We start from the raw sequence: 26035 nt of genomic DNA, 5'->3' as shown, positions 1-26035 counted from the left end.
AAAATATGTTTATATTCCTTATTAATATTATTCTAGAATTAACAACTGTACGCTAAATACCGATTCGGCGAGCCCAATGTACAAGTTCAGCAGCATTATGTGCTTCAAGTTTTCGCATCAAATTCAGCCGATGGGTTTCAACCGTTTTCAAACTGATCACCAGTTTTTCTGCGATTTCCCTATTTTTAAGCCCTTCGCTAATCAATTTTAGAATTTGAGTTTCTCTCGGTGTTAAAGATGCAGAAGCCGAATTGTCTTCTCCAACAACGGTATTGACCAAGTCAACATTTAACGAAGGATCGATAAACTCTCGATTGTGTACTACCGCCTCAATAGCACTAAGCAGAGTTTGTTGATTGCTGTTTTTTAATACATAGCCTTTGGCACCAGCATCAAGCGCCTCTCTTACCTTGTACTCTTCAGATATTGCTGTGATACATAGTATCCGCATATCTGGCCAACGATTCATAACTCGACGAATTGCATCTACGCCTCGCATTCCTGGTAGATTTAGATCCATTAAGATGAGGTCTGGTGAAAGAGTTTGGCATGCAGAGTATGCATCTAAACCATTTTCTACCTGGCCTACAACTTCAATTCCAGAAAATGGAGAAAGTAGGTTTTTAATTCCATCAGAAATAAGTACATGATCATCAACAACGAGCAGTCTGGTTTTTTTGTTCTGACATAAATTCATTATGATTTCCCACATTCTATGAATGTCACAGGTGCATTTGTTGTTGTACAGCTAATTTTAATTTTCTTATTGAATTAATTTATAGAGCTGTTAATAAGAAGGAAATTACATGTTATTCAAATACTGGTCAAGTGGGAGTAAGAAGTATTTAACCTTCAAGTTTTCGCCTCTAAGTAGTCGATTTTATTTGCTGTATGAAAGTTAACGACTTTTAGTACACCAAACATTATATTGCACTTGGAGACGCACTTAGATTAATTACTCAATTTTTGAAGAACATCAAACATCTACCCTACCTATGTTAAACATACAAGCGAACAAAGAACATTGTACCTGAAAAGGATATGCAAAAATGGTGCATATCAGCTCGCATTGGTTAGAATAAGGAGCAGTAAAGTTTTACCAATTTCGCGCCAAAGCCGCCGACAAGGAACATTCATTAATGGCAACACTCAAAGACATCGCGACAAAAGCAGGCGTTTCACTGGCGACAGTATCTAGAGTTCTCAACGACGACCCGACACTAAGTGTTAAAGAATCAACCAAACATCGAATCCTTGAAGTAGCTGAGCAGCTTGAATACATTGCAAGCAGTACAAAGAAATCTGTTCCAGCTTCTAGCCGAAAGTTGAGTTTTGTGGCGATTTATCACTACGAGTTAACGGCCGAAGTCAATGATCCTTACTACCTATCGATAAGACATGGCATTGAAACTCAGTGCGACAAACTCGGAGTCTCATTAGTTAACTGTTACGAAGGCAAAATAGAGAAAACATTAGCCGATGTAGATGGCGTACTTCTGATTGGTCGCAACAATGAAGAAGTTATCGAGCGGGCAAAACAGCTGACCAATAACATCTGCTTTATTGACTGTAGCGATCCGAAAGGGAAATTTGACTCCGTCGATATCGACCTCACCAAAATTAGTCGCGAAGTAACAGACTACTTTATCGAGCAAGGCTATAACCGTATTGGCTTTATTGGTGGACAAGATACCCCAGATATTGCTGACATTCGCGAGAAGGCATTTGTTGAGTATGGCTTACTTAAAAACGTAGTGAACCCAAATGATATCTATCGCGGAGAGTTTTCCAGCGCTTCTGGTTACCAACTCGCAACTGAAATGCTCAAAGAAAGTAGCCACCCACAAGCGCTGTTTATTGCCTCCGACTCCATCGCTATCGGTGTCTTACGTGCCATACACGAACATAGCCTACAAGTTCCAAAAGACATCGCGTTAATTAGCGTCAACGACATTCCCACAGCTAAGTTTACCTTTCCTTCTCTATCCACTGTACGAATTCACTCGGAAATGATGGGCATTCAAGGCGTCAACCTACTACTGGAAAAAGATCGTGATGGGCGTGAGTTACCTATCAAAGTGTTTGTTCCTAGCGAGTTGATACTGCGCGACAGTACACTATAGAGATCAGCAGCACGGTCCAAATAAGTGTTGGTAAAATTGATAAAGCCCACCTGCATACCTATGATTTACTCACTACCATAACGAAAAGAATCAGGTGTGAATATTCTCTACTTACGCAAACTAAGGGCTTTTCTTTTCTTCGCGTTGTTAAGCCTAACAACGTTTAGTAGTCATAGCCAAAATTTTACGGTGATGACCGAAGACTTTCCTCCCTTTGGTTATTACGATAAAAATGGAAAACTCGTAGGTGCGGCTGTAGAGATTGTTCAGCTTCTGTTAGTCAAAATGAATCACCCAGACAAAATTCAAGTTTTGCCTTGGTCCCGAGCAATTAGAACGTTAGAGATAGAGCCTAACCACATGCTATTTGCAATGGCTAAAACACCAGAAAGAGAGCCTAAGTTTAAATGGTTAGGCCCCATTCTTTATGATGATATCTTCTTATATCAACTATCCAGTGACTCAAGCGAATACAACAATATTGAACAAGCAAAGAAGGCAAAATACATAGTTGTGACGCGGGGGTTTCCTGAAGAAAAAATCCTTGAACAACTCGGGTTTAAAAACATCCACACCGCACACACACCGAGCCAAGCACTCAGCATGCTAATGTCAGGTAGAGTGACTATGATCGCATCAGGCTCAATAGCCATAACGCCTCTGCTACAGCGTTCAAACTACCCATTGAACGCTTTGAAAGAAACCAAAGTAAAACTCTTTAGCACTGGTATATACATTGGACTATCTAAAAGTACACCAGACGAAATAGTGCAAGATTGGCAGATTGGGTTAAATGAGATTAAAAAGTCTGAAAGTTATCAAAACATAATGTCGAAGTATTTTAGCCTCCCCTAATGCATTAGGTAACCAAATACACGGCTATAGGTTCAATATTTGGCTGACATCTTATCCTTCTTCTATCATTACAAAAATATACTGCCAAATCATCAGTGCGTTGAATCTCCGATTAGCCGTACTAGACCAACACTGATCATTGAAGTCATATATTAATGACGAGAGGAAAAATGGTGGAACCTGGCGTAGCATATCTAGTTGAAATGCAAAATATTATGTGGGTAATATTTTGTGCTGGAAGCGTGTTTCTTATGCAGGCTGGCTTTTGTTTCCTTGAAGCAGGCTCAGTTCGTTCAAAAAATAGCATCAATGTTGCCGCTAAGAACTTCTGTGATTTTTGCATCGCCTCTGCGCTATTTTGGGTTGCGGGTTTTGCCATCATGTATGGCTCATTTGATAACGGTTTTTCTCATAGTTATTTTGTACTTGAAGGTATCAACTCCCCTGCTCTTCTCGCCTTTTTCATTTTCCAGCTGGTGTTTTGCGGCACCGCTGCGACGATAATGTCTGGCGCGATTTCTGAACGAGCAAGCTTTTCTGCTTATCTTTGTATTACCCTATTTATCTCTGCCATTATTTACCCTTTCTTTGGACGTTGGGTGTGGCATGGCACCATCGAAGGGACATCCCTTGGCTGGTTGAGCCAGCTAGGTTTCGTTGACTTTGCCGGTGGTAGTGTCGTCCACTCGCTTGCTGGATGGGCATCACTGGCTGCAGTTCTGGTAATTGGGCCAAGAGTGGGCCGGTTTACTAAAGGCGTTCCGGCGATACAAGGGCACAACATTCCAATGGCAACGGTTGGAACACTGATTCTTTGGTTTGGTTGGTTTGGTTTTAATGCTGGCAGTACTTTTAAACTCGACAACAGCATTCCGCTTATTCTTATCAATACCTTAATTTCTGCCAGCTTTGGCTCTTTAGCAATCCTAATCTTGAGCTATGTACGGCACAAGAAACCAAATGTGTTGGATATTCTTAACGGAGCCTTGGCCGGCCTAGTCAGTATTACCGCTGGCTGCAATGCCGTAACGCCTTCTCAAGCCGCAATTATAGGATTAGCTGGAGGAGCAATATATTTGCTCGGCTGTAAGCTGCTTGATACGTATCAAGTAGACGACGTAGTCAAAGTTGTGCCCGTTCATGGCTTCTGTGGGGCGTGGGGAACACTCTGCGTCGCTCTGTTTGGCGACCCTGTAATCTTGAGCACTGGGCTCAGCTTTCTTGAGCAAACTTGGGTTCAAGTTCTCGGCATCGCCACCTGTTTCTTTTGGACATTTCTACCAACTTACGGTTTCTTGAAGTTCATCAACCGATTCGTTCCGCTAAGAGTAAGCCTAGAAGATGAAATTCGGGGTCTGAACGTCTCTGAGCATAATGCAAACACAGAAGTCGTTGAGTTGCTTTCAGCAATGGAACTACATAAAAAAAAAGGTAGTTTTCACTCCAAGGTCCATGAAGAGCCCCACACAGAAGTAGGTCAAATCGCCCGAGAATATAATCGCGTACTTGCCATTGCTTCCGAAGAAATAGATAGTCGAATAAAAGCAAACGAAGAGCTGGAACAATCTTTCAAGCGCTTACAAGACACTCAATCCCAACTCGTAGAATCCGAGAAAATGGCATCGCTAGGAGGCTTGGTTGCAAGCATCACCCATGAAGTTAAAACACCGATGGGTGTGAGCCTAACAGCTTCTACATTTTTGAAAGAGGAAGTGGATGACATAGTAAAACGCTACCAAAGTGGGGAGTTATCAGAATCTGGCCTCGAGCAGTTTTTTGATAGCGCGAAGGAAAGCAGCGACATCATACATATCAACATCAATAGGGCTACAGATCTCATCAAGAGTTTTAAAGAGATGTCTGTGGATCAAGCGTCAGAGAAGTATCGTCAATTCGACTTAAAACAGTACATACAAAAAGTACTCACGAGCATGCAGCCGCAATTTCGCAAAACTCAGTATCAAATCGACTTTTCCTGTCCTGACGGGTTAATCGTCTACACCCACCCCGGAGCACTATCTCAAATCGTTTCAAGCTTTTTGATGAACTCTCTATATCACGGATTTGAAGGCAGAAGCGAAGGGGTCGTTGAGATCAATGCCAACCTCATCGATCACAATATAGTCATAGAGTACAGCGACAATGGAGTTGGGATTTCAAAACAAAATTTAGAGCGAATTTTTGAGCCATTTTACACTACAAAACATGGCAAAGGAGGTAGTGGCTTGGGGCTTCATATCGTCTACAACATTGTTACCAACACCCTAGGTGGCACGATCAACTGTGAAAGTGAAGTCAATAAATTCACTCGCTTTAGCGTAAGCTTTCCAGATGCGGACATGCCTTAATTCGAGCAACGAAACCTAAGTAACGGAAGAAAGCTATCTCTCTTTCCTCGTTCAGTTAATCAATCACCACTACACGCTTCGCTACTCGGCTCTTCTGACTCTACATGTACCGCTTTAGACCCCATTTGATAGCTACTCAACATCTTATCTCCATACTCATTGCGAATGACTGCGATTTGATTCCATACTTGTTCGGCACATGCCTTGTTAGTACTGAAAAACGGCTTGGAGTAAGCCAAGTGCAAGTAACTATACATAAAGGGAATGGGTAACGTGGTGATGCTATTTTCTAAACCTAATTCTTTTAGTGTTTTGTCTCCAGTACTTTTATTCACCACATAGCCATCTAAGCGACCCATTGCGACCATTTTAAGACCCCGAGCCAAGTCAAGGTTAGTGCCGTCCTTAGGATAAATTCCTTCCTCCACTAACAACTTTCTTGCGACATAACCTGCGGGAGCAGCAATGCCAAATTTTACCCCCGTGAATTGATTGCCATTCCAACTTAACTGGCGGCCACGCCTGACGTATATGGGATAGGCTATCTTTATGAGGTAGGAATCTACTTGCTTTTGACTTGGGAATTCAGCCCACTTTTCACGCTCAGGCGTCTTAATGATCGCAAATAACCCATCCACTTCTCCACGTGTCACATTTAGAATGCAGCGTTTCCATGGCTGGCGAATTAAAACCAGTTTTGCACCAGCGGTATTCACAGCGTGTTTTATAAGGTCAACAACATAACCCGGCTTATCTGGTATCTGCTCAGTACCCAAAAAATAAGGTTTTATCTCAACATCTTCATAGCAAAGTTTTACCGCCTTTTTCCCCGCAATGGTAGAAAAAGAACTAACTAACAATATAAACAACAGTATTAGAGTTCGCGTCATACTAGCTGTCGAATAGAATCCAAAAACATATTATTAAGGTAGTCGTAAACCGCTCATGTATTGTAGTAATTTCGCCAAAATGTTCTTAACACGGTAGTGATAGCATTACTTAACTAACGCAGCTTAAAACCATCCTTCCGACGCCCAAGCTTGTTCGATGACATCTCTGTGCTTTTCCATATTTCTATCAAGGTTTTTCTTTTACTCAGATCACATGTTGTGCTCACGTCCTAGAAAAAATTGTGATTTAGTTAAACTTAAAATGTTTTAGTAAATATTTTTACTAAAACATTTACTAGTATACCTCCAGCTTCAAAATCAACTTTAACTCGGTCATTTAGCTGGAGGCCATGTGAATAACTGGGAAAACATTCATAAGCAACATGAAAACAGGCTGCCACCAAGGGCATATTTCTTTTCTTATGATTCAATAGAGCGAGCGCGAACGTTTCAGCGCGATTTGAGCCAACACTTCCTATCCCTTAGCGGGCAATGGCGCTTTCAGTATTTCTCGAATCCGTTGCTTGTTCCCGATTCTTTCTATCGTGAGCTATCAAGCGAATGGGGCACGATATCCGTTCCAAGTATGTGGCAAATGCAAGGACACGGTGAACTGCAATACACCGACGAAGGTTTCCCCTTCCCAATTGATGTTCCCTACGTTCCAAGTGATAACCCGACCGGAGCGTATCAGAGAGCGTTTTTCCTAGCGGAAAACTGGAAAGATCAACAAACCATCATTAAGTTTGATGGTGTCGAGACTTACTTCGAAGTCTATGTGAATGGTCACTATGTCGGTTTTAGTAAAGGCAGCCGTTTAACCGCAGAGTTTGATCTCACTGACTTTGTCCAACAAGGCGAAAACTTGCTGAGCGTCAGAGTGATGCAGTGGGCTGACTCTACCTACATTGAAGATCAAGACATGTGGTGGACGGCTGGCATTTTCCGAGAAGTTTATTTGCTTGGAAGAAACAAGGTTCACCTGCAAGATCTCACTATCCGCACAGACTTCTCTGATGATTATCAAAGTGCAACGCTTTCTTGTAGTGCGCTGCTTGAAAACACCAGTGACTCTCATGCTTCTGGTTATAGGGTTGAATACCAGCTTTTGGATAAGTCTAAGCTACTGCAATCCGGTACTATCGATGCCATTTCAGTGGACGGTACTACCCCGCTCTCATTTGCTATCGACGTGGTCAACCCAAAGCAATGGAACAGTGAGTCTCCATACCTTTATGAACTACTCATTTTAGTCAAAGATGCCAGCGGCCAGCTGATTGAAGTGGTTCCTCAGCGCGTCGGATTCCGAGATATTAAAGTTCGTAACGGTCTTTTCTACGTCAACAATCACTATGTCATGCTGCATGGCGTAAACCGTCATGACAACGATCACCGAGCTGGCAGAGCTGTCGGTATGGATCGCGTCGAAACAGACTTAGTGTTGATGAAGCAGCACAATATCAATGCCGTTCGAACCGCCCACTACCCAAATGATCCCCGATTCTACGAACTGTGCGACATCTATGGCTTGTTCGTTATGGCAGAAACCGATGTTGAAACCCATGGTTTCGCCAATGTTGGTGATCTAAGTCGAATTACCGACGATCCTGAATGGGAAGACGTATTTGTTGATCGTGCAGTTCGCCATGTTCACGCACAGAAAAACCACCCTTCCATTATTATGTGGTCGCTTGGCAATGAGTCTGGTTACGGCTGCAATATTCGCTCGATGTATCAAGCGACAAAAGCAATTGATGACACTCGTTTAGTTCACTATGAAGAAGACCGAGATGCAGAAGTCGTAGATGTCATTTCCACCATGTATTCTCGTGTTCAGCAAATGAATAGCTTCGGCGAATATCCTCACCCGAAACCACGCATTATTTGCGAGTATGCTCATGCCATGGGTAACGGTCCGGGTGGCTTAAATGAATATCAAAATGTCTTTTACAAACATGACCACATCCAAGGGCATTTTGTTTGGGAATGGTGTGACCATGGAATTTTAGCACACGACGAAAAAGGCACGCCGTTCTACAAATATGGAGGAGACTTTAACGATTATCCAAACAACTACAACTTCTGCATGGATGGACTTATCTATCCAGATCAAACGCCTAGCCAAGGTTTGCGAGAGTATAAGCAGGTTATCGCGCCAGTTAAGATCTCAGCCGTAGACTCACAAGCAGGTCTATTCACCATCCAAAACAGGCAGTGGTTTACTAACCTTGACGACTATTCAATTATTGCGACTGTTCGCGCAGAAGGCGATACAGTAACAAGCTCTCGAATAAAAATTGAAGATCTAGCAGCCAACAGCGAACGGGAGTTTACTGTCCAAATACCGGATCTCGATAGCCGAGAAGCCTTTATCAACTTTGCTGTCGTGCGAGACAACCAAACACCATATAGCGACGCCAACCACTCTATCGCGAACTATCAGTTTCAGTTGAAGCAAAATACTGCCGCTGCTATACCATTTTCCAATAGCAATGCGACAACATTGGAAGTGGTAGAAAGCCAGCTTAGCTACGAGATCTATGGTTACAACTTCCGCTTAAGCTTTTCCAAGGTCAATGGCAAGCTCACATCATGGCAAGTCGATGATAAAGAGATCATTCAGCAAGAACCTAAACTGAACTTCTTTAAACCTGTTATCGATAACCACAGACAGGAGTACGACGACCTTTGGCATCCAAATCACTTGCAAATTATGCAAGAGCACTTTAGAGCATTAACTGTCGATACTGATAACAATCTTGTCACTGTGACAGTCAACAGCATTATCGCACCACCTGTTTTTGATTTTGGTATGCGCTGCCAATACCAGTATCAAATTAGTACTAACGGTCATGTTAACGTACAACTAAGCGGTAGTCGTTACGGTGATTTTCCACATATCATCCCTACGATTGGTTTCGAGATAGGCATCAGCAAGGACTTCTCGAACATTTCCTACTATGGTCGCGGACCAGATGAAAACTACCAAGACAGCCAACAAGCGAATTTTATCGATGTGTTTGATACCAATGTGGCTGATCTGTTTGTGAACTACCCATTCCCACAAAACAATGGCAACCGCCAGAATATCCGCTGGACATCACTAACGGATAATCATGGAGTTGGCCTGTTCATAAAACCCAATCAAGAGCTAAACCTTAGCGCTTCACATTATACCAATCAGGTACTTCATGAAGCTCAGCACAGCAACGAACTTGTTGAAAGCAGTTACATAACACTGAATTTAGATCACAAGCTAATGGGCTTAGGTTCTAACTCATGGGGAAGTGAAGTACTCGACTCATATCGGGTTCATATGGAAGCGTTTCAGTACGGCTTTGCATTGGTTCCATTCAATTCTTCAAACAGCAGTGCAAGCTCAATGGCCAAGTTTGATTTTTCAAATGATGTTTTCAATACAGCCAAAGCTAACGAGGACTAGAAGATGTACATATTAGATAGCTTACAACAGTTCCAGACCGTGTACCGAGATGGAAAGAAATGGAATCGCTGCATTGAGGCCATTGAAAACATAGGCAATATAAAAGCTAACGTTATGTATTCAATCGGTGACTCACTCGTATACATGCTAACCAATGGCGACACACCACCTTGTGAAGACTTCATTGGTAATCGCCGCTACTTTGACATTCATTACTACCTAGAAGGCAGTGAAACAATCGAGTTCAATCACAAAAAGCTTTTGAGTGAAACTCGTAGCTATTCAGATGAAACTGATCGTGAGTATTTACAAGGCTCAGGCTCCCAAGTCTCTTTGCGGGCAGGTCAAATCGCAGTGTTTGATAACAGCAAGGCGTATCGGTTCTTAGCAAGCGATAACGTTAGGAAAGTGATATTGAAAGTCACGGTAGAAGATGGCTGCTTCCTAAATAAATAAGGACGTACACAGACAGGCAATAGCGGCTTGTTTGTGTACCACCGCAGCGCCTAGCGCTGCTATTCACGCCCCATCGATGGGGCTATACTTGATGTGATTCGTTGGGGGACTTATGTCTGATTCCACTCGCAGCACAATTGGCAAATTTGCTTTGCTTTCTATGACGTTAGCAGCAGTGTTCAATGTGCGAAATATCGTAAATAACAATATCGAGCTCGGCCTTAGCTCGGCACCTATATTTCTGTTTGCGACCGTTGTTTATTTTATTCCGTTTGTTTTTATTATCGCTGAATTTGTTTCTGCCAATAAAAACTCTGAGTCAGGAATGTATGACTGGTTAAAGCAACCACTTGGCACTAAAGCGGCCTACATGGGCTCCTTCTTGTACTGGTTTGTAAACCTGTTTTGGTTTATCTCTCTACTGCCCAATGTCATCGCCTACGCTTCTTACGCGATGCTGGGATACGAATACACTTTCTCACCGATGGTCACGTCCATCATCTCCATTGTTTTATTCGCCTGCGCAACACATATCTCAACCAAAGGCGCAAGCTGGTTAGGCAAGATATCGGAAATGGTTGCCTACGGCGTATTTGCGCTGTTCGCCATTTATGTATTAGGCGCACTGTTCGCGTTAAGCGGCGACCACACTCCAGCAGAGCCTATTACCCTCACAGCAATGACACCAACCATTAACTGGGCAACGCTTGGCATTATGTGTTGGATCTTCCAAGCCGCAGGTGGCGCCGAAACTGCAGCGGCCTATCTTAACGATGTTAAAGGCGGTCAAAAATCGTTTATCAAAGTGATTATCACAGCAGGCGTCGCCATCGGTATCATGTATGCGGTAGGCTCATTGCTTGTTAATGTTTTCGTTGCTCGCGGTGATTTAACCTACGCCGGAGGAATGGTTGAAATCTTTACTGGAATGGCCAGCTATTTCCATATGTCTGAAGCATTAGTCGGACGCTTCGTAGGTATCGTGCTATTTATCGCCATGTTTGGTTCTATGATGATGTGGACAGCGGCACCAGTGAAAATCCACTTCTCTGAAATTCCTAAAGGCGTGTACGGCGAAAAAACTACAGAGCTTAATCAGCACGGCGTGCCTGTGAGAGCAGCTTGGTGGCAATTTGTTTTTGTGTTCGTAATGTTAGTGGTAAACGGCTTTGGCTCAGAGTCTGTGCAGCAGATGATGAATACGGCAATCAACCTAACAGCGGGCACTGCTATGCTTCCGCCAATTTTCATCATGGTTGCGTACTTTGTTTTCCGCTGGAAACATGACGATACACCACGTGAGTTTAAAATGGGTTCACGCAAAGTCGGCATGAGTATTGTGTCGGTGTTAATACTGATCTTCGTAGTCAGTATGACTGCTTCCGCTTTCCCTGCTGGAGTTGACCTCGTCAAAGCCTTCTTCATCAACGTATTCATGACAGCCGTCTTCGCTGGCCTGGCTTACTGGTGGATATCTCGATTCGAAAAAAAGCAACACAAGGCTGATACACCAGCAGAAAATCCTGTTGGTATTTCCTAACTCACCTCTCGGTAAGTAAAGGCACGTTACGTGCCTTTCTATCTATCACTATTCTAAGTTGCTCGTAACAAGGATCATTATGAAACTTAGCAGAATAACTTTGATGCTGTCGGCGACAGCATTGTTGGGTACGTACTGCAGCGCTGCCTATTCCCAAAGCTCATCGGCTAACACGGTTGACCCAAACCAGTTTAAAAACATCATTGATAGAACTGGCTCTCCGCAATATATGCAAGATTACGACTTCGATGATGGGCAAAGATTTAATCCATTTTTTGATGACGGTGCTTGGCACGGTCATTTGCTTCCAGCGAACAAAAGTGAAATGGGTGGCTTTCCCGGGCCAGCTCTTCTCACCGAAGAATATATTAACTTCATGGCCGACAATTTTGACCGATTGAGCGTGTACAAAGACGGCAAGAAAGTTAGCTTTACTATGGATGCCTACAGTATTCCGGGCGCATTAATCCAAACGCTTACGTCACCCGATGTTACAGTGACAATGACATTACGCTTTGTCACCAACCGAACATCCTTGCTAGAAACGAAAATCAAAACAGATAGCCCAGTAGAACTTAAATGGGATGGCGAACTGCTCGAGAAGTACCATCATAAACAAAATGAAAAGCCTTCAGATAAAACCATCGACCAAGAATTTCCAAGCTATCAACGTAAAATTGTAGCGACACCTGATGGCCTGACCGTTGAGTTTGGAAAGGTTCGAGCGACTTGGCAGCTGCTGACATCTGGAACTTCTCAATATCAAATTCACAAATCGATACCGACCAAAACCATTGTCAACGGGCACACATTCACCTCAAATGCGAGAATTGCCAAGTCCACTACTATCTACACAACCTACAGCCACCTCCTCGACCAGAAGGAAGCGAGAGCAGAACAGAAAAAAATTGCTGATATCTTATCTCACCCAGAGCGCTATTTATCACAATCGCAGAAACGTTGGCAGCAGTATCTAACATCCGCTTTAAGCAACCCCAATGCGACCAATGAGCAAGAGCGTGTTGCGGTAAAAGCGATAGAAACATTAAACGGAAACTGGCGCGGAGCAGCAGGAGCAATGAAGTTTGATTCTGTCACGCCATCTGTCACCGCGCGTTGGTTCTCAGGCAACCAGACATGGCCTTGGGACACTTGGAAACAAGCCTATGCGATGGCGCATTTCAACCCGCAAGTGGCAAAAGACAATATTCGCGCTGTCTTTGCTTACCAAATCACCAAAGATGATCCTGTTAGGCCATGGGACGCAGGCTTTGTACCTGACTTAATCGCTTACAACCAAAGCCCAGAGAGAGGTGGCGATGGAGGAAACTGGAGTGAGCGTAACACCAAGCCAAGCTTAGCGGCATGGGCCGTCTGGGAAGTATATAAAACGACTGGCGACAAAAGCTGGATTAAAGAGATGTATCCAAAGCTCGTGGCTTACCACAACTGGTGGTTAACCAACCGCGATCACAACCATAATGGCGTGCCCGAATATGGAGCATCACGCGACAAAGTACACAATACTAAAGACGGTAAGATGCTCTTTGTCGTCACCCAAGATGGCAAGAAAACGACATATTCGGGTTTAGATACATATCGATCATTCACTAAATCTGGCCATTACCAGCACATTGATATTCCGGCTAAAACAGCCGCTTCCTGGGAGTCTGGCCGAGATGACGCAGCCGTGTTTGGCTTTATCTCCCCTAAGCAGCTCACTCAATACGTCAAACATGGCGGACATCGAAGTGACTGGGAAGTCAACTTTGCTCAGAATCGCTCCAAGGACAACACACTACTTGGCTATTCATTAATGCAAGAGTCTGTCGACCAAGCAAGTTATATGTATAGCGACAATCTTTACCTAGCAAAGATGGCAGATCTGTTAGACAAAGATGCTCAAGCAAAAGAGTTTCGACAGAAGGCCAATAAACTATCGAAATACATCAATACCTGTATGTTTGACGATAAAACTGGCTACTTCTACGACATTCGTATTGAAGGCAAACCACTAGCTAACGGCTGTGCTGGAAAGCCTATTGTCGAAAGAGGTAAGGGGCCAGAGGGATGGTCACCTCTATTCAATGGCGCAGCTACTCAAGCACACGCGGACGCCGTTATAAAGGTGATGGAAAATCCGAAAGAGTTTAATACCTATGTACCGCTTGGCACTGCGTCATTAACTAACCCAGCATTCGGCCCGGATATCTATTGGCGAGGCCGAGTATGGGTAGACCAACTCTACTTTGGTCTAAAAGGCATGGAGAAATATGGATACAGAAAGCAAGCGGTTGAGTTAGCGAACAAATTCTTCAAGCATGCTGATGGCTTGATTACCGATGGGCCAATTCGCGAAAACTACAACCCACTGACTGGTGACCAGCAAGGTGCGGCCAACTTCTCTTGGAGTGCAGCTCATTTATACATGTTGTACAACGATTTCTTTACCAACAAGCCTGAAAACAGCGCGGGGTAAAACGCTTATAAAAATGAAAGTCATCTAATAACCTAAGCCTCTAGAAAAATTAACTATATATCCAAGGTGCCTTCGGGATCTTGGATATATTTAATAGGTGAATGTTAAATATATCAGCACCTTATTAGCAACTCTTCTCAATACCTTCCTTATCGTTATTTCTGGTGTACAATGTCTCGAAATAAAAAGCTCTAGGAATATGTTGTGAGAACCCCATTGGATCGCGTTCGACATGCGATCTCTTTTGAAATTATTGGACTGGTTATAATCGTCTTCGCGTTTAAGCACTTGGGCTATGATGCAGGCCATATCGGCGTGCTCGGTGTCGTGCTTTCTGTCATCGCGACTGGGTGGAATTACATTTACAATATCGGGTTCGATAAATTTCTTCTGAAGCGCTTTGGTAGCATTAAGAAAACGACGCTGATTAGAATATTTCACGCGCTCATATTTGAAGGTGGTTTAGTTATTATCACTGTTCCAATGATCGCTTGTTTTCTAAATGTTGGCCTGTTTCAAGCGCTCATACTCGATATTGGCCTAGTTATTTTTTATGTTATTTACGCTTATGTGTTTAACCTAGGCTACGATAAAGTATTCCCGGTTCCAGAACACGCAGCAAAAGAATCTCACTAACAGTTACCCCCTTCGACAAAGCCCTTGTTAGGCTATCTATAGACACACTAACAACGGCTCACTAAATAGTCCCAGCTTCAAAGAAATGAAGCCAGTCAGCACAACTCTCTTATTGCTTCAAGTTGTCTACTGGAAAATTGAAGTAAGTATTTGGGTATGGTTCATACGCCAGAGTAAAGTGCCACCACTCTGTATCGAGAGGTACAAATCCAGCACGTGTCATCAAAGTTCGGAGTAGTAAGCGATTCGCCTTTGCTTGAGGGCTGACTTGGTAATAATCAGGGTGAGAGATTGGACTAAAACAGTCATAGCCACTGCCAAAATCTAAACTGTTGTCTGGTGCACGTTCATCTTTAGGCGCGATACATGACTTGTGAATATTCACATTGTCCAAATTAGGCACTTCGCTATCCAAAGGAACAATGGTCAAATCTATCGTACTGCCTCGACTGTGCCCTGAGCGCTTATCGATGTAGCCTTCAGAAAATAACTCTGTTTTGTCGACATGGGGATAAAACGCCATTTTCATTTTTGTATCTTCAATGCGATCCGCCCATTGAACAAACTCATCAACTGCTCTTTGAGGTCGATAACAATCATAAGCTTTCAGCGTCAATCCCATTGGAAGCAACTGGTTTTCCACCTTTTTTAATGCATTAGCTGCTTTCTTGGTTAGCAAACAAACCGGCTTGCTATAACCATCAATCCTTTTGCCAACAAAGTTATAATTGGTGTAGTAACGCATATCCAACTGCATGCTAGGTATGACTTCTGTTACTTCGACAAAGTTTCTAGGAGGCTTCACCGAACTTGTTTTAGCCAGTGCAGAACTGGGGACGGTGGATAAAGCAGATAGAATACAAAAAGGGAGAATTGCGGTTGCAGCCTTCATGCTGATAAATCCTTTTTATGGCGTGTAAAAGCGGAAGCATATCAAAGCAATTGTTTCTATCACACAGAAAATGTACTAATTGAGAAAAATAACATTTGCCCGGACCACTAATCTAACCAAACAACCCACGCCAGAAGCCGAAATCACTTTCGCTCTCCAACATGGGTTTCTTAACTTTGGATCTACATTAAATAATGTCAATTAGCTACTTACTTTCTAAGCACTAGTGACCAAACAGTCGGCGCCAAAAACCAACTTTAGGTTTCTGATTCGTTATCTGCTTCGACTGTTCATGAGACATATGCTGCCCAGATTGATTAACATTCTGCTCCGGTGTAGACGTGCGTTTTTTACTAGAACCACAACAACCCATAACTGTTCTCCTTCAATAAGTAATTAGCCTCAACGAATATTTTCATAACGTTTCTGAGGGATGGTTATTAGCCTAAAGCTTCCACCAAGGGGAAAGTCAACGACTTATTGTTGGTATTGGGAGTGGGTAGTGAGGAGTTTGGTTAGCGTACTTTGATACCTTAAGACAACAGGCATCTCAATTGTTCACCAAGGTTTGTACGGAAATTAAAGAACATTCAAGAGAAATACTGAAACCGATAGTCAAAAAATTTAGCTCGGAGGTAAAACCTTCCGAGCTAAATTTATTGAGAATGTTAAGCAGCTTTGAACTGCTCCAAGAGAGAGCGCTGCTTCTCGGTGAGGTTTGTTGGTGTTTCAACAAAAACCTTCACTAATAAATCACCAGTTTGGCCTTTTCTGCTAGTCACACCCTTGCCGGTCATTTTAAATTTACGACCAGTTTGCGTGCCTGCTGGGATCTTAAGCTTAAAGCGATTGTCGATCACGTTCACTTCAGCTTCTCCGCCTAAGGCGGCTGTCACCATATCCACGTTAATGTTGCAGATCAGATCATTGCCTTCTCTTTCCAAAAAGGCGTGGGGACGAATAGCAATGATGAGCAACATGTCTCCAGCCGGGCCACCACCCATGCCTGCAGAGCCTTTACCAGCGAAACGAATTTTCTCTCCGTCACTGATTCCCGCAGGGATTTTGACATTGATTTTTTTCTGCTCGCCATTTAATGGCAGTTCAACAACTTTTTCTGCACCTTTAACGGCATCAATAAAGTCGACGGTTAACGTGAACTCAATATCTTGCCCTTTGCGTGGTCTCGCTTGGCCGCGGCCGCTACGAGCTTGAGAGAAAATATCTTCGAATCCACCAAAACCACCGCCAAAGCCTTGGCTTTGTTGGTTAAATGCTCCACCAAAAATGTCTTCAAAGCCGCCGAAACCTTGGCCCTGATGACCTTGCCCACCGAATCCTGATTTATCGAAAGCTGCATGACCAAACTGATCATATTGCTGACGCTTTTCTTTGTTCGTGAGCACTTCATATGCTTCTTTTATTTCTTTAAACTTCGCTTCAGCAGCAGCGTCATCTGGATTTTTATCTGGATGATACTGCATGGCCAACTTTTTGTAGGCCTTTTTGATCTCTTTATCTGAGGCGGTTTTCGAAACACCGAGCACGTTATAAAAATCCCGCTTGGACATGCTGTCACCTCTCTAATCTTTAATCGAAAAAATGGGCGTATAATATACGCCCACTACTTTTGTTGCTCTAGGCAATGAAGGGGAAACCATATAGTGGCTTCCTCACTTCATGCTGCTTCTAGTCGACTTCCTCAAACTCAGCATCAACGACGTCGTCTTGTTGAGCTTGGTTTTGAGTGCCACTCGCGGACTGCGCATTTTGAGCTTTCTGCGTCGCAATTTCCACTAACTTTTTAGAGGCTTCAACAAGTGCCTGAACTTTAGCATCAATAGCGTCTTTGTTGTCGCCTTTTTTTGCCTCTTCTAGTTCAGATATTGCACTATCAATCTTAGCCTTTTCATCAGCAGGAAGTGCATCGCCCAACTCCTCTACTTGTTTTTTAGTCGAGTGAATCAATTGATCCGCTTTATTACGAGCAGTCACAAGCTCTTCAAACTGCTTGTCAGCTTCTTTGTTTGCTTCCGCTTCTTGAACCATTTTGTCAATTTCAGCTTCGCTCAGTCCACCAGATGCTTGGATTGTGATGGTTTGCTCTTTGCCAGATTGTTTGTCTTTTGCCGACACATGCAAAATACCATCAGCATCGATATCAAACGTGACATCAATTTGAGCCATACCCCGTGGCGCTGGTTGAATGCCTTCTAGGTTAAATTGGCCTAGAGATTTGTTGTACATTGCTTGCTTACGCTCACCTTGTAGAACATGCACAGTTACCGCGCTTTGGTTGTCTTCCGCTGTTGAGAACACTTCATGTGCTTTGGTTGGCACGGTTGTGTTTTTCTCGACAAGCTTAGTCATCACACCACCCATGGTTTCAATACCAAGAGAAAGTGGAGTCACATCAAGCAGAAGTACATCCTTCACATCACCATCCAGAACACCACCTTGAATAGCAGCGCCCATTGCCACCGCTTCATCGGGGTTGACGTCTTTGCGTGCTTCTTTGCCGAAGAACTCTGCCACTTTGGTTTGCACCATCGGCATACGAGTCTGACCACCGACTAGGATAACGTCTGTGATGTCAGCCTGAGAAAGCTCAGCATCTGCTAGTGCCACTTTGATCGGCTCTAGCGAACGTTGCACTAAGTCTTCAACTAAAGACTCCAGCTTGGCGCGAGTCACTTTCACATTCATGTGCTTAGGGCCTGCAGCGTCTGCAGTAACATAAGGTAAATTCACATCTGTTTGCTGCGTAGAAGAAAGCTCAATTTTCGCTTTTTCTGCTGCTTCTTTTACCCGTTGCATCGCTAGTGGATCATTTTTAAGATCAATCCCTTGATCGGCTTTGAACTCGTCGACTAAGTAGTTGATCAAACGGTTGTCAAAGTCTTCACCACCAAGATGAGTGTCACCATTTGTTGCAAGTACTTCGAAGGTCTTCTCACCGTCAACTTCGTCGATTTCAATAATCGAAATATCGAAGGTACCACCACCTAAATCGTAAACAGCTATTGTGCGTTCGCCACCACGTTTATCTAAACCATAAGCAAGTGCAGCTGCCGTAGGCTCGTTGATGATACGTTTCACTTCTAACCCTGCAATACGACCAGCATCTTTTGTAGCCTGACGCTGCGCATCATTAAAGTACGCAGGGACTGTGATAACTGCTCCAGTGACTTTTTCACCCAAAAACTCTTCGGCAGTTTTCTTCATCTTCTTCAGAACTTCTGCAGAGACTTGAGGCGCAGCCATCTTTTGGCCTTGCGCTTCAACCCAAGCATCGCCATTATCTGCCTTCACGATTTTGTAAGGCATAATTTCGATGTCACGCTGAACTTCTTTATCTTCGAAGCGACGTCCAATCAAACGTTTTATCGCGAATAGTGTATTGGTAGGGTTTGTCACCGCTTGACGTTTTGCTGGTTGACCAACCAAGGTTTCGCTATCTGTATAGCCAATAACCGATGCGGTAGTACGTTCACCTTCTGCATTTTCAATCACGCGTGGCTGCTCTGCATCTAACACAGCAACACAAGAGTTCGTTGTACCTAAGTCAATACCAATTATTTTACCCATAATATATTCCTCCGACATAAACATTAGTTTTACTAATGCATATATCTAATAAACTTTTAGTCGAAATGATTGGGCAATTGCATTACCTGATGAAGAATTGCCCAAGTTGATTACGTAATTAAGATCTCTATGCTATTTGTTGATCGCTATCTTTTTAGGTTGTACCGCTTCTGGCACTTCACGAACGAGATCGACATGAAGTAAGCCGTTTTCCAACGTGGCATTGGTCACTTTGACATAGTCTGCAAGTTGGAATTTACGCTCGAAGTTGCGCTCTGCAATACCTTGATATACGTAATTTTTCTTTGTCTCTTCTGGCTTCATTTCACCAGAAACAATCAACATGTTTTCGTTTTGTGTGAGAGTGAGCTCTTGTTCAGAAAAACCTGCAACAGCCATAGTAATACGGTAGTTATGTTCTTCTTTTTGCTCAATATTATAAGGTGGATAACCGTTTGACGGCTTGTTCGCACTGCTCTCAGCTAAGTTGAATAAACGATCAAAGCCAATGGCGTGACGATATAGGGGAGAAAAGTCTAAGTTTCGCATAGTACTATCCTTTTAATAAGCAATAGCCTTTACACCAGATATAAAGGTGTAGAGGATGAACTCGCACTCCTTCTACTTACATAATGCTAAGCAGGACATACGGCTCATAGTTAAATAAAAGCAGCAGACTCTATGTCGGCTACCCTCTTTGTGCTGCTTTGTACTTCCCAACTATTGGCAAAGTAAGCAGCCAACGAACTCCATAAGGCAGTTCATGTAATTAATATATGCTTCCGAAAAGAGCATGTCAACCATTGGATTAGCTTTTTTAATTTAATATTAATGTATCAATGACATTAGTTCGCTCCATACTAGAATCCATACACGTCCCCCCAAAAGACAATCGAAAGCTCTCCGCACACTTACTGTATTTGTAACTACAGTTAAAAGAGCAATTATTCTTACACTGACCAACTTCAACACCTTTTCTGCGAGGGAAATAAGGATTTGGGTATATGAGCAAGCCAATCATTGTTGACAATAAACCGATCAAAGTAGAGTTAAGCAAAGGCAAAGATTACTACTTCTGTGCCTGCGGTCGTTCTCAAAACCAACCTTTCTGTGATGGTTCACATGCAGGAACTGACTTTAGGCCTAAGCAATTCACGGCTGACGATAACGGTGATGCCTACCTTTGCCAGTGCAAGCACACCGCAAATCCACCGTTTTGCGATGGTTCACATAAACAATTTACAAGTCAGCAAGTCGGTCAAGAAGGCCCTGGGCTACAAGCCAAAGCAGGAACCATCCCTATCGCGTCCGCGACGAAAGAAGAGCCCACTGTTGAACTCATACATCAATTAGCGAGAGAAGGGCTCTCTAAACTTGGACATCACGGCCCCATGACATCAATGGGAGTGCCTCGTCACTTGCTCCCCCAATGGGATGATATACAAGTGATGGTTGCTCAAATGGCCACTAAGCCGCTCATGGAAAATACCAACATTAGCACTGAACTGGTTATCGGGCCCAAAGCAGATAAACCACTTAAACTCAACATACCATTATTTGTTTCAGACATGAGCTTTGGAGCCCTATCTGAAGAAGCTAAAACGGCGTTAGCCAAAGGCGCCGAGCTTGCCGGCACTGGTATCTGCTCTGGCGAAGGCGGAATGTTACCAGAAGAGCAAGCAGCTAATTCCAGATACTTTTATGAACTCGCCAGCGCAAAGTTTGGCTATGACGAATCGCTTTTGAAAAATGTTCAAGCATTCCACTTTAAAGGTGGTCAAGGCGCAAAAACGGGCACAGGTGGGCACCTACCGGGAAGCAAAAACGTTGGGAAAATATCTCAAGTACGCGGCATTGCAGAAGGCCAGCCCGCAGTCTCCCCACCTACATTTGCAGACTTAAAAACAGCCGACGACTTCAAGCGGTTTGCTGATGGGGTCAGACAAGTGTCCGGCGGTATTCCAATAGGCTTTAAGCTAAGCGCCAATCACATAGAACAAGATATACAGTTTGCTCTTGATGCCAGTGCAGACTACATAATATTGGATGGCAGAGGTGGTGGCACTGGTGCTGCACCTGAGATATTCCGTGACCATATCAGTGTGCCAACGATTCCCGCTCTGGCCAGAGCTAGACGTTATCTGGATGAAAAAGGGCAAAGTGGAAACGTCACACTCATTATCACTGGTGGACTAAGACTACCGATTGACTTTGTCAAAGCACTCGCTTTAGGAGCAGATGGGGTCGCTATATCAAATAGTGCCATGCAGGCTATCGGCTGCGTAGCCGCTCGAATGTGCAATACCAATAACTGCCCCGCTGGTATTGCTACGCAAAAAGTTGATTTGCGCCAAAGGCTAAACGTTGATAAATCTGCTCTGCAATTGAAGAACTTCTTCGAAGCTTCCGTTGAGTTAATGCAGGTTATGGCAAGAGCTTGTGGTCATCATTCTCTGAACGATTTTAATAAAAATGATTTAGCTACTTGGAATAGAGAAATGGCGCTTTTGTCGGGCGTTAACTATTCCGGGTTCAGCGATCCTCAATAGCAATATCCTAGCCTTTAATCTCCCCGGTTAAAGGCTCCCTAACTCCTTCTTGCTAAAAATTCAATTAGTTGTAACTACTTACGTTTCCGAGTCAGTACTTTTTTGTTAAGTTAAGCCGAGCATTGATGTTAGATAAAAATTTCAAATAACTCGCAGACAAGGAGCAATGAAAATGAAGAGCATGTCACCTTGGCTAGACTGTGCAAAACAGATTCAAGCTATCTCTCAAGCAGGACAAGCATACAGCAAAGACAAATATGACCTTGAGCGCTTTGATCAACTGTCTGATGTTGCCAACCAAATGTTTTCCCACCTGAGCAATCAACCCGTTGAAGCGATTCAAAAACTCTTTATTCCGGAGTCAGGTTACCCTACGCCGAAAGTTGACCTACGCGCGGGCATAATCCGAGACAACAAAATACTACTGGTTAAAGAGATTGAAGATGGTGGCTGGAGTATGCCTGGCGGCTGGGCAGACGTATGCGAATCGCCTTCTCAAGGTGTAGTGCGAGAGGTTTTCGAAGAATCTGGCATTGTAGTGGATTCACCAAAACTAATCGCCATTAAAGATCGTTCACTTCATCCGTATGAGCCCGAGTTCCCATTTCATATTTACAAGCTCTTCTTTGTCTGCCGATATGTGTCTGGTGAGCCCAAACCGACTATGGAAATTTCTGAAGCCAATTTTTTCGAGCTCAACACACTACCAAACTTATCCACCAGCCGCGTACTGCCGGAAGATATTGAGATGGTATTCCGTCACGCTGATAGCTCTGTGCCATACATACACGTAGATTAGGAACGCCATGGAAACCATAGCAACAGGAAAGCGAATCACTTTGTGTAAACCCACGCTCGAGCTTTGCGATCAGGTTTTAGAAGCTGTCGTTGAGTCCAAGGCAGAGCTTGCAAAATACCTACCTTGGGTAGAGTTTGCCTTAACAGAGCAAAGTACAAAGGATAACATGCTCGAAGCGATTGAAAATTATGAAAACTTTCGTGAAGAGCTTAGAATTGCAATCATAGAGCGAAGCACGGGGCGTTTTTTAGGTATGACTGGGCTTATCATATGTGATAAATCCATTCCTCATTTTGAAATTGGCTACTGGCTCAGAACTTCCGAAGTTGGCAAAGGGTATATTGCCGAGGCCGTGAGGCTTGTGGAATCCTACGCTTTCAAGGAGCTAGATGCGCAGAGAGTACAAATTCGAGCGGTAAAATCGAATACTAAAAGTATTGCCGTAGCAAAAAGGTGTGGATTCGTATTTGAAGCGCAGCTAAAACACACTCGCCGCTTACCCGATGGGGAGCTCGATGACACAATCGTCTATAGAAAATTGATACATGAATACAGAGAACAAAATGAAAGCAATAGTGACCGGTAGTGCAAGTGGCATTGGCAAACACACTGCGATGCGTCTAATAGAACTAGGATACGAAGTATACGCACTAGACCGAGAAGAAAACGCAGAACTTGAAAATTTACAATGTAAACAGCGTGTCGTAGACCTAATGAACTCAATATCAACCGAGGCTATTTTCAACGAAATCGGTGATTTTGATATCGCAGTAAACTGCGCTGGTGTCAGCAGTGTTAGGCAACGTTTTGACCAGTTTGAGCTGGATGGCTACATGGATGCATTCAACATGAACTTTCATCCATTCTTTAACGCAATCCAGAGTGAGTTAAAGCTTTGCAAATCGGCTGAACACAAAAAGCGAAAGGTCATTAATATCGCAAGTATCACAGGTCATTATGGCAGCACGAATATGGCTGCCTATAGTGCAGCAAAAGCAGCCATTATCAATTTAACCAAAGTCATCGCCGTAGAGCATTCAGCTGAGCTGATAGTCAATTCAATTTCACCAGCAACTATCGACACACCTATGATTCGAAGAAAGTATCAAGGTGAACTGCCAGACTATTCCAACAGCTATCAAACTGGCAACTGCGGCACTGTTGAAGATGTTTTCTCTGTTGTTCAAATGCTAATAAACAACAACTTTATGACTGGGCAAGATATAAAGTTGGATGGCGGTTATTCAAGCGAGTTTAGTCTTAGTCTGCGCTGATCGGCTAAGAGCAAAGTTTTACAGCATGAGCAGTTTGTTATTTTGCACTTGAATATCACCTGCAATCAATCTTGCTCTTGCTTGCTCTAAATTGCTTTCGGTTACTTTTGCGACTATCGCGCTTTGCTCTGTGAATGCTTGGTTTTTCTTAACTTCGACATTGTTTTGCGCTAGAGCCAGCTGATTCATTGCCGTATCCAAGTTATTCATATAGGTGCGAGCATTGACACAACCAAAGTCATTTTGTGCAGCATAAAGCTTGTTCTCACACGCATGCATTTGCTGCACTGCCACATTGAAATCACTTTGTATTGCTTGTAGCTGGTTCAAATAGGTTGTTTGTTTGTACGCTGCATAATGAGCATTCAAAAATGACCATTTTTTTGAAACGCCATCGACATCAATTTTGTAACCTGGATACCACTGCCCATACTCCATCGCATAAACTTTATTGGTCACACCAAGGTTGGTACTAAAGTAGTTTCCGGCAATCAATGACGTCTTTGCCCCCATGATGGCTTCCATTTTGGATGCCGCATAGATTTTAATTTCGTTGGGGGTACTCATTTCGATACCGGGGTGGGTAAAGTTGTGCCAAGCTTCACTTGGTGACAGGTTCAAGTTTCCTTTTGTCGGCATCAGTTATCTCCATATAACTATCATTCCTAAATGGCTACGGAAAGTTAAACAATTGCCCTAGCAAATACCATTACGAGTCAGTGAAGGTTTTGTTACTAATCAACACCTTCTAGTGATCTACACCTACAGCTTAAGCTATCGTTGTTTAGGGGCATAAAAAACGGCTGCCATGTAACTGACAGCCGTTCTTCATATACAACCGGAGGGTTTTAATGCAACACTGGCAACATGTGCCAGCTTGCCATAAAGCTCAATACAAGCAATACGATACCGAAGGTAACAAGCAACGCAAACAGCACCACACCGCCACGAACTTTAAACGTACTGACCACATTCGCCAATTTTTGCTTACGTCTAATTGCCACTGCCATCGCTACCGGTAAAAATACCAAAACAACCGCTAAACTTGCAGCAGCGTAGTCTAACGCTTCTTGGAACAACGTCGGAGCAAATAGTACCAATGCTAAAGGTGGTAAATACGTAAGCAGCGCACCTTTGCTGTTACCACTTCTAGTACTACTATCTAAACGGAATATGTCGCATAGATAGTCTTTTAGCGCCATAGTCACAGTTAGGAAAGAGGTCGTTACTGCAACGTTGGTGAAAATATCCATCACCTTATGACTCCAGTGCAATGAGCCTTGAGAGCCAAGCATAGTAAACAATGCTCCGACATCACCACTGCTGTGAGTATGTAAGAAGCTTGAATAACTGGTCGCCCCGAAGCGTGGCAAAATACCTAACGTTACTGATAGCCATAAACTGTAAAGTAGAAAAGGAATCAAGCTACCAAGCACAATTGCGATTTTGAGTTGTTTAATATCTTGCTCTAAGTAGTTGTACATACTTGGAACAATGACCTGAAAACCAAATGCGAAGAACAATACAGGCACGGCATACCAGAAATAAGGCAGCGTATGCTTAAATTGGAAAAGGTTCGCATAAGAGACGTCTGGAGTTAAGATCACGACAAGAGCAACGAAACTCAGCCCTTTTACCGACAGAAGACTTCGGTTCGCTAAATCTACCGCTCGATGACCTAGGCAAACAACAGAGCCGAGTACGATTGCAAACAATAAACTCGATACCCAGTAAGGTATCGTAATCCCACCTTGCTTAAGCAAAGCACTGAGCATTGATGTACCACCGCTCAAATACGCAGACGACACTGCGTACATTAGGATCAAATAAGCCACCATACAGACCACTTGCCCAGCACGGCCGAGGGTCTTGCTACACATGGTGTCGAAGTTAATGTTTTTCAGCTTCAGATCGGCAAGCACCTCAACGAGCAAGAATGCAGTGATTATCGAGATGACCCAGGTAACACCTAGTGAAACAACAGTAGGAACAAAGCCTAGCCCGGCAGTAGACAATGGTAGAGCCAAAATACCAGCACCAACGCAAGTACCAGTAATGATCAAAATGGCTCCAATGGTTTTCGATTCCATTAAACTCTCACTTAATTATAGTAATAATAACGACTTAAAAATATTTAGTATCAATATGATATGTATTTGCACAC

General features: G+C 43.3%; 21 protein-coding genes. 12 read left to right on the top strand and 9 right to left on the bottom strand.

What is annotated here, in order from left to right:
* Positions 1-52: 52 nt before the first annotated feature.
* The gene (locus L7A31_RS00305) at positions 53-697 is read right to left on the bottom strand and encodes a two component system response regulator (RefSeq protein ID WP_237359481.1); all 645 of its coding nucleotides are present in this window, start codon (positions 695-697) and stop codon (positions 53-55) included.
* Positions 698-1139: 442 nt separating this feature from the next.
* Between L7A31_RS00305 and ebgR the strand changes: the two genes are divergently transcribed.
* The 3 genes from ebgR to amt all read left to right on the top strand — a co-directional run bounded on the left by ebgR (position 1140) and on the right by amt (position 5326).
* The gene (gene ebgR, locus L7A31_RS00300) at positions 1140-2123 is read left to right on the top strand and encodes a transcriptional regulator EbgR (RefSeq protein WP_237359480.1); all 984 of its coding nucleotides are present in this window, start codon (positions 1140-1142) and stop codon (positions 2121-2123) included.
* 96 nt (positions 2124-2219) lie between these two features.
* Entirely contained in the window at positions 2220-2978 is a 759-nt protein-coding gene (locus tag L7A31_RS00295; RefSeq protein ID WP_237359479.1) for a substrate-binding periplasmic protein, read from the top strand.
* Between the two features lie 155 nt (positions 2979-3133).
* Positions 3134-5326, top strand: coding sequence for an ammonium transporter (gene amt / locus L7A31_RS00290; protein WP_237359478.1), 2193 nt, complete (start codon positions 3134-3136; stop codon positions 5324-5326).
* Positions 5327-5385: 59 nt separating this feature from the next.
* Here the strand turns inward: amt and L7A31_RS00285 are convergent, their stop codons facing one another.
* Positions 5386-6216: a substrate-binding periplasmic protein gene (locus L7A31_RS00285; RefSeq protein ID WP_237359477.1), complete on the bottom strand. Its 831-nt coding sequence runs from the start codon at positions 6214-6216 to the stop codon at positions 5386-5388.
* A gap of 352 nt (positions 6217-6568) precedes the next feature.
* On the opposite strand from L7A31_RS00285, the gene ebgA reads away from it, so the two are divergent.
* The 5 genes from ebgA (at position 6569) to L7A31_RS00260 (ending at position 14769) form a co-directional block, all read left to right on the top strand.
* Entirely contained in the window at positions 6569-9658 is a 3090-nt protein-coding gene (gene ebgA, locus L7A31_RS00280; protein ID WP_237359476.1) for a beta-galactosidase subunit alpha, read from the top strand.
* Between the two features lie 3 nt (positions 9659-9661).
* Positions 9662-10114, top strand: a complete 453-nt coding sequence (locus L7A31_RS00275; RefSeq protein WP_237359475.1) for a beta-galactosidase subunit beta — start codon at positions 9662-9664, stop codon at positions 10112-10114.
* A 112-nt stretch (positions 10115-10226) separates the two neighbouring features.
* A complete protein-coding gene (locus L7A31_RS00270) occupies positions 10227-11654 on the top strand; it encodes an amino acid permease (protein ID WP_237359474.1) in 1428 nt (475 codons plus the stop codon).
* Between the two features lie 79 nt (positions 11655-11733).
* Positions 11734-14133 carry an alpha-glucosidase gene (gene ygjK, locus L7A31_RS00265; RefSeq protein ID WP_237359473.1) on the top strand — a complete coding sequence of 800 codons (2400 nt, stop codon included), beginning with the start codon at positions 11734-11736 and terminating at the stop codon, positions 14131-14133.
* Positions 14134-14337: 204 nt separating this feature from the next.
* Positions 14338-14769 carry a PACE efflux transporter gene (locus L7A31_RS00260; RefSeq protein WP_237359472.1) on the top strand — a complete coding sequence of 144 codons (432 nt, stop codon included), beginning with the start codon at positions 14338-14340 and terminating at the stop codon, positions 14767-14769.
* Between the two features lie 109 nt (positions 14770-14878).
* On the opposite strand, the gene L7A31_RS00255 is transcribed toward L7A31_RS00260, so the two are convergent.
* From L7A31_RS00255 to L7A31_RS00235, 5 genes are all read right to left on the bottom strand, one after another.
* Entirely contained in the window at positions 14879-15661 is a 783-nt protein-coding gene (locus L7A31_RS00255; protein WP_237359471.1) for a M15 family metallopeptidase, read from the bottom strand.
* 223 nt (positions 15662-15884) lie between these two features.
* A complete protein-coding gene (locus tag L7A31_RS00250) occupies positions 15885-16034 on the bottom strand; it encodes a hypothetical protein (RefSeq protein WP_237359470.1) in 150 nt (49 codons plus the stop codon).
* A gap of 295 nt (positions 16035-16329) precedes the next feature.
* Positions 16330-17232 carry a DnaJ C-terminal domain-containing protein gene (locus L7A31_RS00245; protein ID WP_237359469.1) on the bottom strand — a complete coding sequence of 301 codons (903 nt, stop codon included), beginning with the start codon at positions 17230-17232 and terminating at the stop codon, positions 16330-16332.
* Between the two features lie 118 nt (positions 17233-17350).
* The gene (gene dnaK / locus L7A31_RS00240) at positions 17351-19249 is read right to left on the bottom strand and encodes a molecular chaperone DnaK (protein ID WP_237359468.1); all 1899 of its coding nucleotides are present in this window, start codon (positions 19247-19249) and stop codon (positions 17351-17353) included.
* 132 nt (positions 19250-19381) lie between these two features.
* The gene (locus tag L7A31_RS00235; protein WP_237359467.1) at positions 19382-19798 is read right to left on the bottom strand and encodes an Hsp20 family protein; all 417 of its coding nucleotides are present in this window, start codon (positions 19796-19798) and stop codon (positions 19382-19384) included.
* A 455-nt stretch (positions 19799-20253) separates the two neighbouring features.
* Between L7A31_RS00235 and L7A31_RS00230 the strand changes: the two genes are divergently transcribed.
* The 4 genes from L7A31_RS00230 (at position 20254) to L7A31_RS00215 (ending at position 23871) form a co-directional block, all read left to right on the top strand.
* Positions 20254-21798 carry a glutamate synthase-related protein gene (locus L7A31_RS00230; RefSeq protein WP_237359466.1) on the top strand — a complete coding sequence of 515 codons (1545 nt, stop codon included), beginning with the start codon at positions 20254-20256 and terminating at the stop codon, positions 21796-21798.
* 172 nt (positions 21799-21970) lie between these two features.
* Positions 21971-22597, top strand: a complete 627-nt coding sequence (locus tag L7A31_RS00225; RefSeq protein ID WP_237359465.1) for an NUDIX hydrolase — start codon at positions 21971-21973, stop codon at positions 22595-22597.
* Positions 22598-22604: 7 nt separating this feature from the next.
* Positions 22605-23183, top strand: coding sequence for a GNAT family N-acetyltransferase (locus tag L7A31_RS00220; RefSeq protein ID WP_237359464.1), 579 nt, complete (start codon positions 22605-22607; stop codon positions 23181-23183).
* On the top strand, positions 23161-23871 hold the full coding sequence (locus tag L7A31_RS00215; RefSeq protein WP_237359463.1) for an SDR family NAD(P)-dependent oxidoreductase: 711 nt from the start codon (positions 23161-23163) through the stop codon (positions 23869-23871). Before L7A31_RS00220 ends, L7A31_RS00215 begins: the two co-directional genes overlap by 23 nt.
* Before the next feature lie 18 nt (positions 23872-23889).
* On the opposite strand, the gene L7A31_RS00210 is transcribed toward L7A31_RS00215, so the two are convergent.
* Positions 23890-24510 carry a hypothetical protein gene (locus L7A31_RS00210; protein WP_237359462.1) on the bottom strand — a complete coding sequence of 207 codons (621 nt, stop codon included), beginning with the start codon at positions 24508-24510 and terminating at the stop codon, positions 23890-23892.
* Positions 24511-24719: 209 nt separating this feature from the next.
* Positions 24720-25961, bottom strand: a complete 1242-nt coding sequence (locus tag L7A31_RS00205) for an amino acid permease (RefSeq protein WP_237359461.1) — start codon at positions 25959-25961, stop codon at positions 24720-24722.
* Between the last annotated feature and the right edge of the window lie 74 nt (positions 25962-26035).

The sequence above is a fragment of the Vibrio marisflavi CECT 7928 genome (assembly GCF_921294215.1).
Taxonomy (GTDB): domain Bacteria; phylum Pseudomonadota; class Gammaproteobacteria; order Enterobacterales; family Vibrionaceae; genus Vibrio; species Vibrio marisflavi.
This window is presented reverse-complemented; position numbering and strand designations above follow the sequence as displayed.